The organism is Helicobacter sp. MIT 01-3238 (genome assembly GCF_003364135.1).
Classification (GTDB): domain Bacteria; phylum Campylobacterota; class Campylobacteria; order Campylobacterales; family Helicobacteraceae; genus Helicobacter_B.
The window spans coordinates 1-16,217 of sequence record NZ_NXLN01000020.1; the positions used below are offsets into that span (position 1 = coordinate 1).

Genomic DNA, 16,217 nt, shown 5'->3' on the forward strand with positions numbered 1-16,217 from the left:
ATATTGCCAGATTGCACGATGAGTGTGCTATTTGCAGGATTTAGCGTGGGCTATATCGTAGTAAGGATTTTGGTAAAAAAGACAAATGTTTTTTGCAATGCTAGGGTATAAATCTAGTAAAAAGGCTTAAAATATCAAGCACAATGAGATAATAATGACATAAAGGAATAAAATGGATTCTACAAAATATAATTGGCAAGCGTTAGATAATGAAGTGCGCTTTATTTTGGATATTATGCTAGATATGCTAAAGGAAGTCGATAGTGAAGTGAGAGAGTATTTTTTGAATCTAAATAAGATTTTGCTAGAAAATGGCAACCAAACAAGGCAAAAAAGTGCTAAAAAAGACAAATACTCTAGCTCAAACACGATTGATGAGGATTCCCTAAAAAGGCTAAAAACCGAGCTAGAGAAAATCTCCCAATCAGGCAAAACGCCCGAAATCATCAAGGCTTTTTCGCTGTATAATATTTTGATAAATATCGTAGAGGAGCGGTTCAATATTGATTCGGATAAAAGCCTAGAGCGCATAAAGGCGACTTATGAGGGACTGCTAAGAGATGGATTTGATAGAGGGGATTTGGATAAAGTGCTAGAATCTATCTGCTTTTATCCTGTCTTTACTGCTCATCCCACAGAATCTAGACGGCGCACTTTTTTGGAAGCGCATAGCGAAATCACGCAGGATTTGTATAAGCTATTTGAGATAGGCGAGCTAAAGGCAAAAGAGCATATCCAATACCGCTTGCGACTTTTGTGGCTGACAAATCTTGTGCGCACGCAAAAAATCGAAGTGCTTTTTGAGCTTGATAATCTACTCTTTATCGTGGAAAGCTCGATATTGCCCGCTAGTCAAAAAGTCCTTTGGTATATCGAAAAAATGCTAAAAAAGCCACTGCCTAGCTCGCCCATACATCTAGGAAGCTGGATAGGTGGCGATAGAGATGGCAATCCTTTTGTAACAAATGAGCTTATGACAGAAGTGATGAAAATCCAGCACAAATTTATCATAAACTACTACATAAGGCGACTAGAGCGACTAGAGCGCGAAATGTCAATCAGTCTAGATTCTAGCGAGATTTCTCCTAAGCTAAAAAAATCCCTCCAAAAAGAAAGTCATATTTTGAGTGAAAAAACGCTTGCTACTTATGCAAATGAGCCATTTCGAGCCAAAATCCACATAATGATAAAAAAGCTAAATAATCGCCTTATCTTTGTCAATGCCCCAGATAGTGTGAGCCAGACATACACCACACCTAGCGAGCTACTAGAAGATGTCGAAATGCTAATAGAATGCCTTGATAGCGTCTCAAGCAAGTATTTGCGACAATTTAGACGATTTGTATTGCTTGGTGGATTTCATCTTATGCAGCTAGATTTTAGAGAGCACAAAGATGTCTTTATCAACGCTATTAGCGAGATTTTTTGCTTGCTAGGGATTTGTGATAATGACTTTATGACTTATGCAGAATCCAAAAAGCTAGAAATACTTGATAAAGCACTAGAGATGTCTAAAATCGAGCTAGGAAGTCTAGCTGAAAAACTAAGCGAAAAAACGCAAGTGGTGGTAGAAATATTTATGCGCATCGCGTGGGGCAAAAAATATATCGGCGAAAATGTTTTGCGCACTTTTATTTTGTCTATGACGACTGAAGCGAGTGATTTGCTTATCGTGCTGTGGTTTGCTAAGCATACAAATCTATGGAAGCCAAGCAAAGAAAGCAAAGAGCCAAATTTGCTAGATTCCCTAGAGCAAACAAGCGCAAAATCTAGCAATCAAAAATACTCCACAAAATCTACCAAATCTCGCGCTAGAATCGCTATCACGCCACTATTTGAAACCATAGATGACTTAGAGAGGGCAGGTAGCATTATGCAAACTCTTGTGGCAAACAAGCACTATGCGCACTATTTGCGTGATATAGGTATGCGACAAGAAATAATGGTGGGTTATTCAGACTCTAGCAAAGATGGCGGAATCTTTACTAGCAATTATAGTCTTTATGTCGCTATTGAATCACTGAAAAAATTAGAAGAGCAAATCGGCATTGATTTTGTGCTATTTCACGGGCGTGGTGGAAGTGTCTCGCGCGGTGGTGGCACGCTAGAATCAGCCCTACTTGCTTCCCCACCCAAAAGCGTGCAGGGATTTCTAAAAACCACCGAACAAGGCGAGATGATAAGCTCAAAATACCTAAACCGCTCAAGTGCGCAGTTTTTCTTATCCTCCACAATGAGTGCGCTACTAAAAAAATCAAGCTATGATTCTTTTTGTGCAGGGGAGCTAAATCTAGGGGTAAATAACAAAAGCGATGAAAAAATCGCAAATAAACCAAGCGTAGATTTCGTAAAATCCACTATCAAATGCTCCATAAGCAATCCACACCAAGACTTGATGAAGCAAATCTCAAGCGTATCACACAAAGTCTATCGCGATTTGGTGTATGAAAGCGATGGGTTTATCGAATTTTTTAAATCCGCTACGCCCATAGCGTTTATCCAGCAGCTAAATCTAGGCTCACGCCCAAGCAAACGGCGAGATACTACTAGAGTGGAGGATTTGCGTGCGATTCCGTGGGTGTTTGCTTGGACGCAAAATCGGGCGATATTGCCCGCGTGGTATGGGCTAGGAAGTGGGCTAGAATCTATCAGGGATATTGCTAGGCTAAGGGAGTGCTATGAGGAGAGTGAGTTTTTTGCCGCTACGATTAGCAATATTTCTCAAGCATTTTTGAAAGTGGATTTGTCTATCTCGGCACAATATAATTTTTTCGTGCAAGATGATGAAGTGAGACAAAATATTTGGCAAAAAATCTGTCTAGAATATGAGCGCACGATGAATGCGCTTGTAGGCATAAGAGGGGAGGAGCGACTACTAGATAGCGAGCCTACTTTGCAAAAATCTATCCTTTTGCGCAATAATTCTGTGATGATGCTAAATCTACTTCAAATTGAGCTTATCAAAAAATATAATAACGCTACTTATGATGCGCAAAAATCTCGCCTTATGGAGCAAATCCACTCTACTATCATCGGCATAGCACAAGGACTTCGCAACACAGGTTGATTTCGTGCTTTGTGCTTATTTTTGTGGAGGATTTTATAGATTTTATGGTGGGGTTTTTTAAGCAGTGTTTTGGTTGTGTTTTGCTTGGATTTTAAGATATTTTAATGCAAATAAATGGAGAAAATATGGATTTTGTGCCAAAAAGGATTTTGCCAAAGAGGTTTATTTTGGGGATTAGCGGGGCTAGTGGGGTAAAGCTAGCTAAGGGGTTTTTGCGACATATTGCCCAAGATTTTGAGGCGCATATCATTATCTCAAAAGGTGCGCTAGAGTGCGCAAAATATGAGCTAAAATGTGATGAAAGCGAGCTAAAAGCATATCTTTTGGAATCTTGCCAAACCACCTCTAGCCAAGTAAAATCTACTCAAAAATCAAGCCAAACAAAAGCAAATAAGGCAAAATCTAGCAACGCAGATTCTAGCCAAATGCGACATAGCAAGATAAAATCTAGTGAATTTATGGATTTTGATTCTAGCCAAAGTTTTGCTAGTCAAAATCTAGCTAGCAAGGATTGCAAAGCCTATATTTATGAGGATAGTGAGATAGGCGCACCTGTGGCTTCTGGGAGCTTTGAAGCGCAAGCTATGGCGATAATCCCAACGAGTATGGATTGTTTGGCAAAAATCGCGTGTGGGATTAGCGATACGCTACTTACGCGCGCGGCGAGCGTGATGATAAAGGAGAGGCGCACGCTACTGCTAGCACCGCGCGAAATGCCACTAAATGCGATAGTTTGCGAGCAAATGCAAAAGCTAGCCGCACTTGGTGTCATCATCGCGCCACCTATCATTGCGTATTATAGTTACCCCAAAGACTTAGAGGAAATGGAAAACTTCATCTATGGCAAGTGGCTGGACATTTTAGGAATACCAAATGAGCTTTTTACCCGCTGGGGAGAGAGATAAAAATAGACAAAATAAAAAAAGACAAAATCTCTTAAGTTTTTCACACATTATTTTTGATTTTGCACTATTTTATCCCCTTTTTTTGCCACACTATTTTATTTCTTTTTTGTCCCAAGCAAAAGTAAAATTTATGATTTTTATTTGCCAAATAGCACTTCACAGCGCATTCTATCGACAAATTTTAGATTTGGACGCCCGATGAAATTCCCCGCTATGACTTCGCCCTCTATGCAATACACTCTCCCAGCCATAGGTGTGAAAACAAGATAGCTTATCTCCTCTGTATTGCCAAAGACCACTAGAGGTGTGCCACCCCCCACATCTGCGACAAACTTCGCCCCACTGCTTAGCTCACCAAAGCTACCTTGTGCCATATCTTTGCTTATGCGGTAGCCACCAAGTCCATTTGCAGGTGGATTATACGCGAAGTATGCTTTGTAGCTTATGGCTACACCTATGAAGCTAGAAGCCCTGCCAAAGTAGATTCTAGCTCTATCGCTTGGTGGGTTTGAAAGCCTAGAGTTACCCTCTATGTTAAATCCAAGATACGCGCTATCTTGCGCTCCATATACTAGCTGATTTGGCATAGGGGCGCAAGCACTCATAAAAAACGCGCTTACCACCACGCCAAAAATAATTACCAAACGAGCATTCATACAAAATCCTTAAAAAACATAAAATCAACTAAAACAAAAATGTAATCGCGCCATAGCCATTGACATATAGCGCGTAAGGGTAGGTAGAAAGGTAGCCCACACTAGAGCCAAACAAAAGATTATATCCCACTCTGCCACCTACTTCTAGCTGTGCGTGTTTGCCCAAATCAAGCGCAAGCCCTAGTCGTATCCCTAGCGTAGTGCCAAAGCCTTTGGAGCTAAAGCTTACGGATTTTATGCCTGTTGTTTGTTGCAGTCTATCACTTACAGCTTCTAGTTTGTCTTGAAACTCTGCATAGACAAATCCTAAATACGCACCTAGCACACCTCGCAGTGGAGTTTTGCCAAATTTTGGAATCCAATCCGTGCCAAAATGTAGCGTAATGTATTGTCCATCAAATTTCCCTGCCGCATCAGTATCTGCTTCTTTGTAGCTATACTCCATAAAGCTAGTGCCAAGATATGCGCGTGCAAGTCCGCCAAGCTGCTTGCCAAACTCGACATTTGCTTGCCATAGATTTGTCCTCACAGAGACATCGCTAGCATAGTGTATAGGTGAGGCTACAAGCGCAGTCCCATAGCTTCCCTCTAGGCGAATGTAGCCTTGAGAGGTTTTTTCTTCTTGGTAGGCTTTTTTGTAGCTTTGCTGATATGCTTCATCATAAGTTGCCGCACTAGAATTGTCGCTAGGGTAGTATGGTGCGTTTTGCTGATTTTGCGCATTTTGGTTATTTTGTGGATAGTAGGGGGCTTGATTTTGTGGATTTTGCTTTTTACTTTGCTGCGCTTTGCTTTGCTGTGGGGTTTGCTCTAGCTCTTTTTGCAATGCCCTATTTTGCCTTTTTAGCTCTAAGAGTTTCTTTTGCTTCTCTAGCATTTGGATTTCTTTTTCGATGTCATCTATCGTGTTTTGGGCAAGTGCTGTGCTTCCTAGCAGGGCAAATGCAAATGTCGCAAAAAATAAACAAGAGGGAAGTTTGGTTGATTTCATTTTGTGTCCTTTTTGTGGTGTAGATTTTGCAAATAAGCATTTTAACGCTGTTTTTTTTTTTTTTTTGGTTTGCTTTTGCAAAAAATTGCAAATTTTAGGCATTTTTTGCAAAATTTCTATATGAACAGTATCGTTTCTACACATTTTAAGAAATCAAAATCGTGCAGAGATTTTGCAAATTTTTATGAAACATTTATCAAAGTAAAATTTAGGCATTTTTGGTGTGGCTTTAGATTTGCTTATGATAAAAAACTATTTGCTAAACTTTGCGATAAAAATATCCATAAAACCTCTAAGGATAGATAAATGCCTACAAACCACACTCCCCAAATCATTAGCATTGAAAGCACGCTTATTGCTAGCATTCTCTTTGATAGTGAGACATTTAGCGAGATAGCAGATGTGCTAAGTGGTAATGATTTTTTGCACACTTCGCATAGAAAGATTTTTGATGTGTGCAAGAGCCTGCATTCTCAAGGGATTCCTATCACGCCAGAATTTGTGCTAAGCAGGCTAGAGGGGGCGTATTTTGTCTCTCAAGCGGAGTTTAGTGAGATTATCGCTACTTCGCCTATCGCCAATATACAAGGCTATATCGCAGAGATAAAAGACGCTTCTATCAAGCGACAGCTAAATAAATTTGCTATGCTTATCGCGGATAAGACGGGCAATAGTGCGCTAAAGGGGATTGAGATTTTAGATGAGATAGAAAAGGGAATCTATGATATTTCTTCACAAGGTGCGGAAACTAGCTTTAGGGGGAGTAAAGAAGTCGTAGAGCATACTATCAATCTCATAAAAGAGCGCAAAGAGAGGGGAAATACCGTGCTTGTGGGGCTAAACACGGGATTTGCTAGGCTAAATCACTTCACGGCGGGGTTTAAAAAAGGCGAGCTAATCGTGCTAGGTGCTAGACCATCTATGGGCAAAACCGCGCTTTGCTTAGCATTTGTCCAAAGCGTGCTAAATAGTGGCAAAGGTGCTGCGATATTTAGCCTAGAAATGCCAGCAGAACAGCTAATGTTTAGAATGTTTGCCTCGCTTTCAAACATTGCCTTGCAGGATTTAATCATCGGCAAAATGAATGACAATGAGATGAGTGAATTTACCCGCGTAGCTCAAAGCATCTCACAAAAGCCACTATATATCGATGATAGTAGTGATTTGAGTATAGCGCAGCTGCGCTCAAAACTTCGCAAACTAAAAAGTCAAGATGATAGTGTGTCTTTCGCGGTTATTGATTATTTGCAGCTTATGCGTGGGAGTGGCACAAGGAGGGGAGATGGCGCAAGGCAAGAGGAGATAAGCGAAATCTCACGCGGACTAAAAACACTTGCCAGGGATTTGGAAATCCCTATTTTGGCTCTATCTCAACTAAACCGCTCACTAGAATCTCGCGATGACAAACGCCCTATGCTTTCTGATTTGCGCGAGAGTGGGGCGATAGAGCAGGATGCGGATATTATTTTGTTTTTGTATAGGGAGTTTGTCTATGTTGATAGGGCACTGCGTGCCAAAATCGCTAAGGCAAGGCAAGAGGGCAAAAAAGATGATGAAGTGCGCAAGCTTGAGCAAGAGCGCAAAGAAAAGCGCGAAGAAAATGTCATAGAAACAGCTGAAATCATCATCGCCAAAAATCGCAATGGCGAGATTGACGAAGTCAAAGTGCAGTTTAACGCGCCTTTTGTGAGGTTTGAAGATAGGGCAAGTGAGAGAGAAACTTCCTATCAGCCTACAAATACCAAAATGGATTTGCCAGATAGTCCTGATAGTATTGATGTGGTGCAGATTTAGATTTTGCTTTTTTGATTGCTACACAATCCTTGCGATTTGCTCACAATGACGAGGGGTATTTGCGCTATTAACAGCTCTTAGCTTTGCTTGAGATTTAAGGGAAATATTACACCCACTAGCTCCCTTCGCAGAAAGGAGAGGGGGAATCTCTATCGTCATCGCAAGATTTGCTTGCAAACCCTGCAAATGTGCGTAAAAAGCGATTTGGCAAAATAAAAAAATAAAAAAGCTAGATTTTAGTAAAAATCAAAAACCTAAAATCTTAAATAGACTAAAACGAAAATGCAATGTCGATTTGCTTAATCATCGTTGGATTTTGCGCATCGGTTATCATCACAAAGGCAGTCTTGCTATCGATTTTTAGGCTTAGTCGGGCTTGTGGGGCGGTGGCTACTACTAGGTTTATGATTTCTAGATTTTTGTCATAGCACACTACGCGGGGAATCCACTTCGCATTTGCGATGATATTTAGCGTGCCTTTTGAAATGGTGTTTAGCCAATATTGCCCGCTTACTTCGCGCAAAATAAGTGTGTTGCCCACGCTTATCGGCTTGGCATTGAAAAGCTGTGGATTTGTCGCGCCTATGTAGTATTCCCACTCGTTTATGGAGAGCTTTTTTATATCATTTAAGCGAAATCCACGCCTTTGTAGCTCGCCTATGAGTATCATCGGGTCAAGCGCGTGCTCGGTAATGAGTGAAAACTCTATCATAGAGAAGTTTTTGATTTTGGCAGATTTTGAAGTGATGAAAAATGAATAGCCAATGGAGGAGAGGACATTATTTAGCGTGTAGCTTAATAACACGGGCGAGGCTTCAGAGACAAAGCGGGCTTTTAGCTCTAGTGGGGTTGGGAATTTTAGCTGCAATAATCCATTATCGCGCAATTCTTTTAGAAGCAGGGCGATATTTACGCGCTCTGTGCCAGAGATGACAAAGCGGGCTTTGTTTTGAAATATTTTGGCTATAAATGCTTTGTTTTGGTTGTATGAGCTTTCGCCTATGATTTCTTGGACTTTGTCATCGACTATATCAGCAAGGCTAGGAGTGCAAAAAAGTGTGGCACAAAGGAGATAAAAAAAGAATTGTCGCAGGATTTTCATTGTTTGCCTTTTTGTTTGACTTTATGAGGCGTGTGGAATTTTAGATTTTTAGTTTTTGTATAGATTTGCGGTAGCCCTAGATTTGATTTATGCAGGGATAGAGATAAAATCAAAAACCTAGGGCAAAGCAAAAATCTTTAATGTTTTAGTAAAGATTCTACCACCTTTACTACTTCTACTATTTTTGCCAAATTACTAGCGTGCTTGGTCGGATAGTCGCTTATAAGTTACATTATCTATGCGCTTAAATCCGCTCGCAGGCTCATAGATAAAGTATAGTGGCACATCTAAGCGGGGGACATCTACGGACGCACCATTCATACTTAGGCTAAAGTTGCTATGCCCAAATGCAAGTAGCCACCTATGGTTGTCATCTTTGTCGATAGAGTAAGTGTCGCTTGTTACGCCTTGATATTTGCGTCTATTTGTATCCAAATCCACAATATCAAACCATAGCATAGTTTCTGCTTTTAGCACCATTTTACCTGCGATTTGTGGGGCAGGCTGTGTGGGCTGGAGGGATTGTAGATTTTGGTTTGTGGCACTTGCTTGAGTGGAATCTAGTGCTTGCGTATCTGTGCTACCCTCTTGGGTATTTTCTTTTGTAGCTTCTTCATCTTGGGCATCTTGGGCGTTTTCTTGGGCTTGTTCGCTCGCTTCGCTTTGTCCATTTTGTGGATTTTGCTCAATAGATTGCGCTTCATAGCTTCTATCTGTTTCTTCAGGGATTATCAAGTCATTGTCTGTTTGGTTGATTTGCTTTTGGGCGGAGAGATTTTGGTAGATGAGGTAGATAAGCACAGCGATGATTGTGCAAACAATAGTTAGGTAGAATCTCTGCTTTGAGATAGCTTCTTTTTTGCGTGTGTCTATGGAGTCATACCGTCTTTTTTGTGTGTCAAAGCTCGTTTCGTTGTGGATTGATTTTCTTTCTTTTGGAGATTTTGGCTCTTTTGATTTTTGCAGGATTTTTGCAGGCTTTTCATCTTTTGACTTGCCCTCTTTTATGTCTGCTGTATCTGCTTGGCTTTCTTTTTTGGGTTCATCAATATCAAGTCGCAAGTCAATGTGTGGAATCTCTTTTTTTTGCTTTGGCTGACTATCTGTATCAGCTACGCCGAAGTCAAAAGAAGTGATTTGTTCTTGTGATTTTTTGGGTTCTTGCTGTGCGGAGTGGCTAGGTGTGTGCTCTTTGGCTTCTTGGTGTTTTGTGGGTTTGGCAGTGGATTTTGCTTGGTAAAATTCATCTTGCAAATCCTCATCATAAGGGACTTGCATTCCGTCATTTTCGCCAAATCTATCATAGGCTTCTAAGACGCTTGATAAGTCCATTTTGTATTCGCGCTCCAAAATCTGCAAAAAGCCCACCAAATGCACGCGCTTGAAATTAGCGAAATTATATTCAAAAATGTTTTTTAGACGAGAGCTAGAAATCCTTGTCTGCTTGGAAATCTCTTTAATGCCGATTTGCTGTAATTTTTGGATATTTTCATCCATTCTAACTCCTTAATTTAATAGATATGACATAACAATCCCCGCTGCTACGCTTACATTGAGCGAGTTAAAATCGCGGTGCATTTTTACGCTTAGAATTTTATCAAATTTTTTTGTTATTTTTGCGCATAATCCATTCTCTTCACTGCCTAAAAATAATGCCCATTTATTTTTTTGGTAGTTTTTGGATTCTCTAAAATCTTTGATATTTTCGCCTTGTGGTGCTGTGCCAAGTAGCATAAATCCCGCCTCTTTTAGCTCACTAATGATTTCTAGCGCACTAGGGACAATGCAAAAAGGCATATCAAACGCCGCACCTACCGAAGAGCGTGCAATGGTTGCAAATTTTTGTGCGGATTTGGCAGTGAGTTTGGTAGCAAAATCACTAAATGAATCCGCCAAAATGATTGCATCTACTCCTAAGCAATACGCGCTACGAAAAATCCCACCGATATTTCCCATATCATTTAGTCCGCAAAGCACGATGATTTTGTCATATCGTTTTATTTCTTTTAGGCTTAGGGGTGTGAGGGGCGAAATAGAAGCTAAAAATCCTTGATGATTCCCGCCGCGTGCGAGGGCTTGGGCTTTTTTGTTATCAATTTTTATTATGGGCTTGTTGGCTGATTTTAGATGGGCAAAGGTGGATTTGTCTATGTCTTTTGAGAGGTAGATTTGCTCGATTTTGTCGCTGTGATGAGTGATGAGGGAGAGCAAAATCTGCTTGCCATAGATGATTAGGGAATCTTGCGAGTTGTTTTGCGAGAAATTTTGCAGGAAGTTTTGCGGGGCTTTGTGCGAAGTTTTGGGTGGATTTTGTGAGTGATTTTGCAAAAGATTTTGTGAGGAATCTTGCGGATTTTTGGAAGCCTTAGAATCAGTTTGAGGGTGTTTGGAGTGTGGATTTTTAGTTGGCATTTTGCTTATCCTTAGAGATTTTGTTTAGATATTTTTAGCTTTTGTTTTTTTTGTGATTTTGCTAGGCTTTTGTGAGGGAGGCATAAATGGTTTTTGCATCTTTGCCTGTGAGTGTGGATAGTAGCTTAGCTTTTGCTTTGGGGGGAATCTCTAGGGAGATAATGTCGCTCTCATATAGTGTAAGGCAAGGGAGTTTAGCACTGCTAGGCTCTAGGATAAGCACCCATTCGCCTTGCAAGATTTTGCTATCATCATTGCTATTTTTTTTGCTCGCATTGCTTGGGCTAAGCGCAGATAAAATCTCGCTTGCTTTGCCACTAAAGTGTCGCTGATGAAGTTTGCTAATCTCTTTTATAGCAAAAATGTGAATATCTGGCAGGTGTTTATCAATGTCGCACAGGGAATCTAGGATTCTGTGAGGGCTTTCATACCAAATCGTAGGGAGGCTTGATATGGCGCATTCTTGGAGTTTGGCTACGCGCTCTTTGCTTTTGTGTGGCAAAAATCCACCAAATACAAAGCCTTGAGAGGCAAATCCGCTAAAGCAAAATGCAGCACTTAGCGCACAGCCACCCACAAGCACATTGTAAGGGAGATTGTGCTTTTGTGCGTATTTGACAAGTAGTGCGCCCGGGTCGCAGATACTTGGCATACCTGCATCGCTTATGTAGATGACTTCTTGGGAGAAAAAATCAGGTGTGATAGTGGATAGGAAATCTTGCTCGTTGTGAGAATGCAAGGAGATAAATTGCTTAGATTTTGGATTTAGGGTTTTTGGATTTGTGGTGGAATCTAGGGGAATTTTTGGAGAATCGCATTTGCATACAAGATTGTCTGTGATTTTACACTCAAATCTATTTTCAAACCTATCAAAGAGATTTTTAAAAAGACTTTTGGCTACACGCGTATCCTCACATAGCACGACTTCAGCTCTGGCTAGGTGCTCCAAAGCCCGAATGGTTATGTCTTTTAGATTGCCTAGCGGAGTGGGGATAAGCGTAAGCACAGAAGTGGCAATAGCCTAAGGGCTATTTCATATTGTATTTTTGACGGAACTTTTCTACTCGTCCTGTGGTGTCAGCGATTTTGTCGCTTCCTGTGTAGAATGGGTGGCAAAAGCTAGAAATATCTATGCGGATTTCTGGCTTGGTGCTTAGCACTTCGATTTGTTTGCCACTTGTTACGCAAGTAACTTTGCAAGGGACATATTCTGGGTGGATTCCTTTTTTCATTGCATTGCCTTTATTTAGAGTATAAAAGGCGTGATTCTAGCAAAACTATCATAAAAAAAAGTTTAATTTTTCTGCATTTTTGTGATAAATTTCACATAAAAAATATTTGACAATGAATAGATAATTAGCACACAAAAATCTACAAAATTTTTGTGTAATTTTTCTAAAAATGTCTTGGCTTATTATTAGGTTTTAAGTCTTTTGTTGTTATACTTCCAAATTGTTTTTTTAAATCTTTGCTGTTGAGAATTTATTGCAAGAATTTCTCGCTAGTTTTTTGTGTTAGCTTCCCTTGCTAGCATTATTTGCTAGCTTTTTGCTAGTGCAGAGATTTTGACTAGATTTAGCAGTATTAGATTTTGCTTCATACTTCAACCACTTCGTAAGCAAAGGATAGCCAATGACAAGCAACGACACATTTAAAACAGGCGATACCATAGTCAAACGCAAAAAAATCTACAACCCAAATTCCACCGAAAAAAGCGTAAATGAAAGACGGATTTTTGGAGGCGACCCTACGAGTATTTTTGATTTAAACAAAATCAAATACCAATGGGCATACAATCTATGGAAAACAATGCTTGCAAACACTTGGTTTCCCGAAGAAGTAAATATGAATCCCGATAAAAAAGATTATGAAAGCACGCTTACTCCACAAGAAAAAATCGGCTATGATAGGGCGTTGGCACAACTTATCTTTATGGATTCTTTGCAGACAAACAACCTAATCGACAATGTAAATCCCTACATAACAAGCCCTGAAATCAATCTAATCTTGGTGCGCCAAGCTTATGAGGAGGCTTTGCACTCTCAAAGCTATGCTGTAATGGTAGAATCTATCAGTGCAAACACCGATGAAATCTATGATATGTGGCGAGTAGATATGCAGCTAAGAAGCAAAAACGACTATATCGCTCAAGTGTATATGGAGCTAGCAAGCAATCCCACAGAGCGAAATGTCCTAAAGGCAATGTTTGCCAATCAGATTTTGGAGGGGATTTATTTTTATAGCGGATTTTGCTATTTTTATACGCTTGCAAGAAGTGGCAAAATGCTAGGAAGCTCGCAAATGATTCGCTTTATACAGCGAGATGAGGTTACGCATTTGTATTTGTTTCAGCAGCTTATCAATTCTTTGAGAAAAGAAAGAGCGGATTTGTTTACCCCTAGTCTAGAAGAAGAAGTCATTGAAATGTTTAAAAAAGCCGTAGAGATAGAATCTGCTTGGGGTGATTATATCACTCAGGGGCAGATTTTGGGGCTTACAAGTGATATTATCTCACAATACATAAAATCCCTCGCAGATGAGCGACTAGCAAAGGTTGGGTTTAAGCCAATCTATAATGCTACAAATCCTATCAAGTGGGTTGATAATTTTGCAAAATTTAACGACCAAAAAACAAACTTCTTTGAAGCAAAGGTAACCAACTATCAAAAAGGGAGTGTAAAATTTGATGACTTCTAAGAAAATCTATTCATTGCAAATCAAAACAAAGCAGGATTTTAGTCAAAATCTACAAGCAATCTTGGAGGTGGCAAAATCTAGTGATGAGGGTAGCGTGATACTCACGCCCGAGCTTGCGCTAAGTGGGTTTTGCTACCAAAAAATGGACAAAGCAGATGAGTTTAGCAAGCTCGCTACCCAAGAGCTACTAGAGGCAAGTCTAGGCGGACGCACGATAATCACTACGATGATAGAAAAGAAAAACCACAAGTTTTATAACAACCTAAAAGTCTTTTGCAATGGCGAGCTTATCCACAAGCAGGCAAAGCACGAGCTATTTTTGCTAGGCGATGAGCATCTGCATTTCGCAAGTGGTGGGCTAAATGAGATGATTCCATTTAAAATCGGCAATATCACTTGTGGTGCGCTTATCTGCTTTGAGCTGCGTTTCATTGACTTGTGGAAGCGACTAAGTGGGGTTGAGGTGATTTTCGTGCCAGCTCAATGGGGCAAAGCTAGAAAAGAGCATTTTGAGACACTTTGTAAAGCCCTAGCCATAGCCAATCAATGCTTTGTCGTCGCAAGTGGTGGTGCAAACTTGCAAATGGCAAAATCTAGTGCGATTATCACGCCCTATGGCAAAGTCTATGCCGATGATGAAGCCCAAGTCATAAGCCACACAATCGAGCTAGATGAAGTCGAAAAAATGCGAAAATACATAAATATAAGGCTTACGCAGTGATAGAGAGGCTAGCCCAAATCCGTCAACTAGAATCTATGTGTGATGACATTGCAAAAGCGTTTGCCCATCAAAATCTAGAGCTAGAATCGTGGGTAAGAGAAGCCCTAATGAGTGTCAATAGAATTGATTTTGTGAGTGATTTTAGCCATTTGGCTTATGAGCTAAATCCTTTGCCAATACAAGGAGCGCAGTTTATCAGCTCGCCTCTCACAGTGGCAAAAATGACGCAATATCTAGGGCAGGGAGATAGCGTGCTAGAGGTGGGGCTAGGTAGTGGCTATCAAGCTATGGTGCTTGCAAAGGCTGGATTTCGCCGTGTTTTTAGCATAGAGCGGATTGAGAGGCTTTTGCTGCAAGCACGAGAAAAAATCCGCGCAAGTGGGACGCTAAATATCAACACGAAGTTTGGCGATGGGCAAAGTGGCTGGGCAGAGTATGCGCCTTATGATAGGATTTTACTCTCTGCGTGCTTAGAGGATAGCGTCCCTAGTGCGCTTATCGAGCAGCTAGAGGAGGGGGGAATCCTACTTGCACCCATACTTGAAGAGCGCACCACACCAAGTGGCAAAGTGGAGCAAAGGCAAGTCATCAAGCGATTTTTGAAAAATAGTGGTAGGCTTGTAGATGAGGAGGTGCTAGAAGATTGTCTTTTTGTGCCGATTGTAAAAGGGACGATGCAGTAGTAAGCCAAGTAGTTAGGCAAGTCAAGCGGCAAGCCCCTAGCAACTAAAATCAAGCAAGCAAAATCAAGCCAAGCCAAGCAAAGTCAATTTTTTTAGCCATAGCAAAATCAAAATCCCAAATTTAGCTAGCGCGAAGCTTTCGCAAAAGTATTTTTTGGTAGCCATTTTGATTTGGCTTTGATTTGGTATAGTTAATGAGATATGGCATTGTTTTTGTTTGATTTTTGTGGTTTTCTTGCAGTGTTGCGTTTGATTTTACTGATTTTTGCTTCACTAGATTTCACTCTACTAATTTTTGCTTTGCTAAAATTTGCCTTACTAGGTTTTGCTTTATTTTGCTTTGATACAATGCTTTATCCTAAAATCTTTTATAAATTTAAGTTAAGGAGTTTGTATGTCGTTTTTGCCTACCCTTTTGATTTCGTGCTTATTGCAAGGTGGTGGAGAGTTTTGCGAGAGAAAGGGAGAGAATGTCCGCTTTGGTGGTGGCGGATTTTACTACACGCATTTATCGCCTAGAGCCGACTCTCCACAAAATATCAATGAAAATGCTGGTGGGTTTATCACTATTCACGGCAGAATCGCACCTGCAAATGGGCAAATTCAGCTTGTGGGGGATTTGAATTTAGGCTTTGGCAAAAGCAATCTAAAAAACGATATGAAAGCGAGCTTTTTACCAAGCGACATAGAGGTAAACGCTACAAACTTCGGCACGCAAATGCGCGTGAAATTTGGCGCAAATACTTACAAAGCCACTTCGCCTATCTATCTAAATGTCCTCTACACACTTGATTCTTACCTTAGCGATATTAGCGGCAAGCGTGGATTTTCTAGAATGCTTCAGTATATAGGAGTAGAAGTAGAGGGCAGAGTCCCGCTTAGCCGCAAAATCCGCTTAGAATACGGGGTGGGCTATGATGTGGTGGTAAATGGATATTATGGATTTAGTGCAGATAAGGACAAAAAAGATTCTACCATAAGCGCGTATAGCTACGCACTTGGTGGGTATGTCGGGTTTTCTTATCGTATATTGAAGCGATTTCACTACTATATGCGGACAAATCTGCGATATGAATCGCTTGGGGAGTCAAGCCCCATAAACGCGTGGCACTACCCTAAGAGTGATAATTTTTTGGCTGGGGTAGAGCTTGGGTTTGGATTTTAGATTTTTTGGATTTTGTGTGGATTT

General features: G+C 40.6%; 14 protein-coding genes. 7 read left to right on the forward strand and 7 right to left on the reverse strand.

Annotated elements, in window-relative coordinates; all coding sequences use genetic code 11:
* Positions 1-172 precede the first annotated feature (172 nt).
* Entirely contained in the window at positions 173-3,067 is a 2,895-nt protein-coding gene (locus tag CQA40_RS07515) for a phosphoenolpyruvate carboxylase (RefSeq protein WP_115520271.1), read from the forward strand.
* 125 nt (positions 3,068-3,192) lie between these two features.
* A complete protein-coding gene (locus tag CQA40_RS07520; protein ID WP_220271903.1) occupies positions 3,193-3,972 on the forward strand; it encodes a UbiX family flavin prenyltransferase in 780 nt (259 codons plus the stop codon).
* Positions 3,973-4,109: 137 nt separating this feature from the next.
* Here the strand turns inward: CQA40_RS07520 and CQA40_RS07525 are convergent, their stop codons facing one another.
* Complete coding sequence (locus tag CQA40_RS07525; protein ID WP_115520273.1) at positions 4,110-4,628, reverse strand: hypothetical protein; 519 nt, start codon at positions 4,626-4,628, stop codon at positions 4,110-4,112.
* Between the two features lie 28 nt (positions 4,629-4,656).
* Positions 4,657-5,619 (reverse strand): hypothetical protein, encoded by a 963-nt coding sequence (locus CQA40_RS07530; protein ID WP_147290183.1) that lies wholly within the window; start codon positions 5,617-5,619, stop codon positions 4,657-4,659.
* A 306-nt stretch (positions 5,620-5,925) separates the two neighbouring features.
* Here CQA40_RS07530 and dnaB point away from each other — a divergent pair, with 306 nt between their 5' ends.
* Positions 5,926-7,413 carry a replicative DNA helicase gene (gene dnaB, locus CQA40_RS07540; protein WP_115520276.1) on the forward strand — a complete coding sequence of 496 codons (1,488 nt, stop codon included), beginning with the start codon at positions 5,926-5,928 and terminating at the stop codon, positions 7,411-7,413.
* A gap of 271 nt (positions 7,414-7,684) precedes the next feature.
* Here dnaB and CQA40_RS07545 read toward each other — a convergent pair whose 3' ends face one another.
* The 5 genes from CQA40_RS07545 to rpmE all read right to left on the reverse strand — a co-directional run bounded on the left by CQA40_RS07545 (position 7,685) and on the right by rpmE (position 12,159).
* Positions 7,685-8,515 carry a hypothetical protein gene (locus CQA40_RS07545; protein WP_115520277.1) on the reverse strand — a complete coding sequence of 277 codons (831 nt, stop codon included), beginning with the start codon at positions 8,513-8,515 and terminating at the stop codon, positions 7,685-7,687.
* Between the two features lie 195 nt (positions 8,516-8,710).
* Positions 8,711-10,012 (reverse strand): hypothetical protein, encoded by a 1,302-nt coding sequence (locus CQA40_RS07550; protein WP_115520278.1) that lies wholly within the window; start codon positions 10,010-10,012, stop codon positions 8,711-8,713.
* A 9-nt stretch (positions 10,013-10,021) separates the two neighbouring features.
* The gene (rlmB, locus tag CQA40_RS07555) at positions 10,022-10,927 is read right to left on the reverse strand and encodes a 23S rRNA (guanosine(2251)-2'-O)-methyltransferase RlmB (protein ID WP_115520279.1); all 906 of its coding nucleotides are present in this window, start codon (positions 10,925-10,927) and stop codon (positions 10,022-10,024) included.
* Between the two features lie 61 nt (positions 10,928-10,988).
* Positions 10,989-11,933 carry a 16S rRNA (cytidine(1402)-2'-O)-methyltransferase gene (gene rsmI, locus CQA40_RS07560; RefSeq protein ID WP_115520280.1) on the reverse strand — a complete coding sequence of 315 codons (945 nt, stop codon included), beginning with the start codon at positions 11,931-11,933 and terminating at the stop codon, positions 10,989-10,991.
* A gap of 22 nt (positions 11,934-11,955) precedes the next feature.
* Entirely contained in the window at positions 11,956-12,159 is a 204-nt protein-coding gene (rpmE, locus tag CQA40_RS07565; protein WP_023928028.1) for a 50S ribosomal protein L31, read from the reverse strand.
* A gap of 400 nt (positions 12,160-12,559) precedes the next feature.
* Between rpmE and CQA40_RS07570 the strand changes: the two genes are divergently transcribed.
* The 4 genes from CQA40_RS07570 to CQA40_RS07585 all read left to right on the forward strand — a co-directional run bounded on the left by CQA40_RS07570 (position 12,560) and on the right by CQA40_RS07585 (position 16,193).
* A complete protein-coding gene (locus CQA40_RS07570; RefSeq protein WP_023928027.1) occupies positions 12,560-13,624 on the forward strand; it encodes a ribonucleotide-diphosphate reductase subunit beta in 1,065 nt (354 codons plus the stop codon).
* On the forward strand, positions 13,614-14,345 hold the full coding sequence (locus tag CQA40_RS07575; RefSeq protein WP_115520281.1) for a carbon-nitrogen hydrolase family protein: 732 nt from the start codon (positions 13,614-13,616) through the stop codon (positions 14,343-14,345). Before CQA40_RS07570 ends, CQA40_RS07575 begins: the two co-directional genes overlap by 11 nt.
* Positions 14,346-14,380: 35 nt before the next feature.
* Positions 14,381-15,028 carry a protein-L-isoaspartate(D-aspartate) O-methyltransferase gene (locus tag CQA40_RS07580; RefSeq protein ID WP_115520312.1) on the forward strand — a complete coding sequence of 216 codons (648 nt, stop codon included), beginning with the start codon at positions 14,381-14,383 and terminating at the stop codon, positions 15,026-15,028.
* A gap of 394 nt (positions 15,029-15,422) precedes the next feature.
* Positions 15,423-16,193 carry a hypothetical protein gene (locus CQA40_RS07585; protein ID WP_115520282.1) on the forward strand — a complete coding sequence of 257 codons (771 nt, stop codon included), beginning with the start codon at positions 15,423-15,425 and terminating at the stop codon, positions 16,191-16,193.
* The last annotated feature ends 24 nt before the right edge of the window (positions 16,194-16,217 follow it).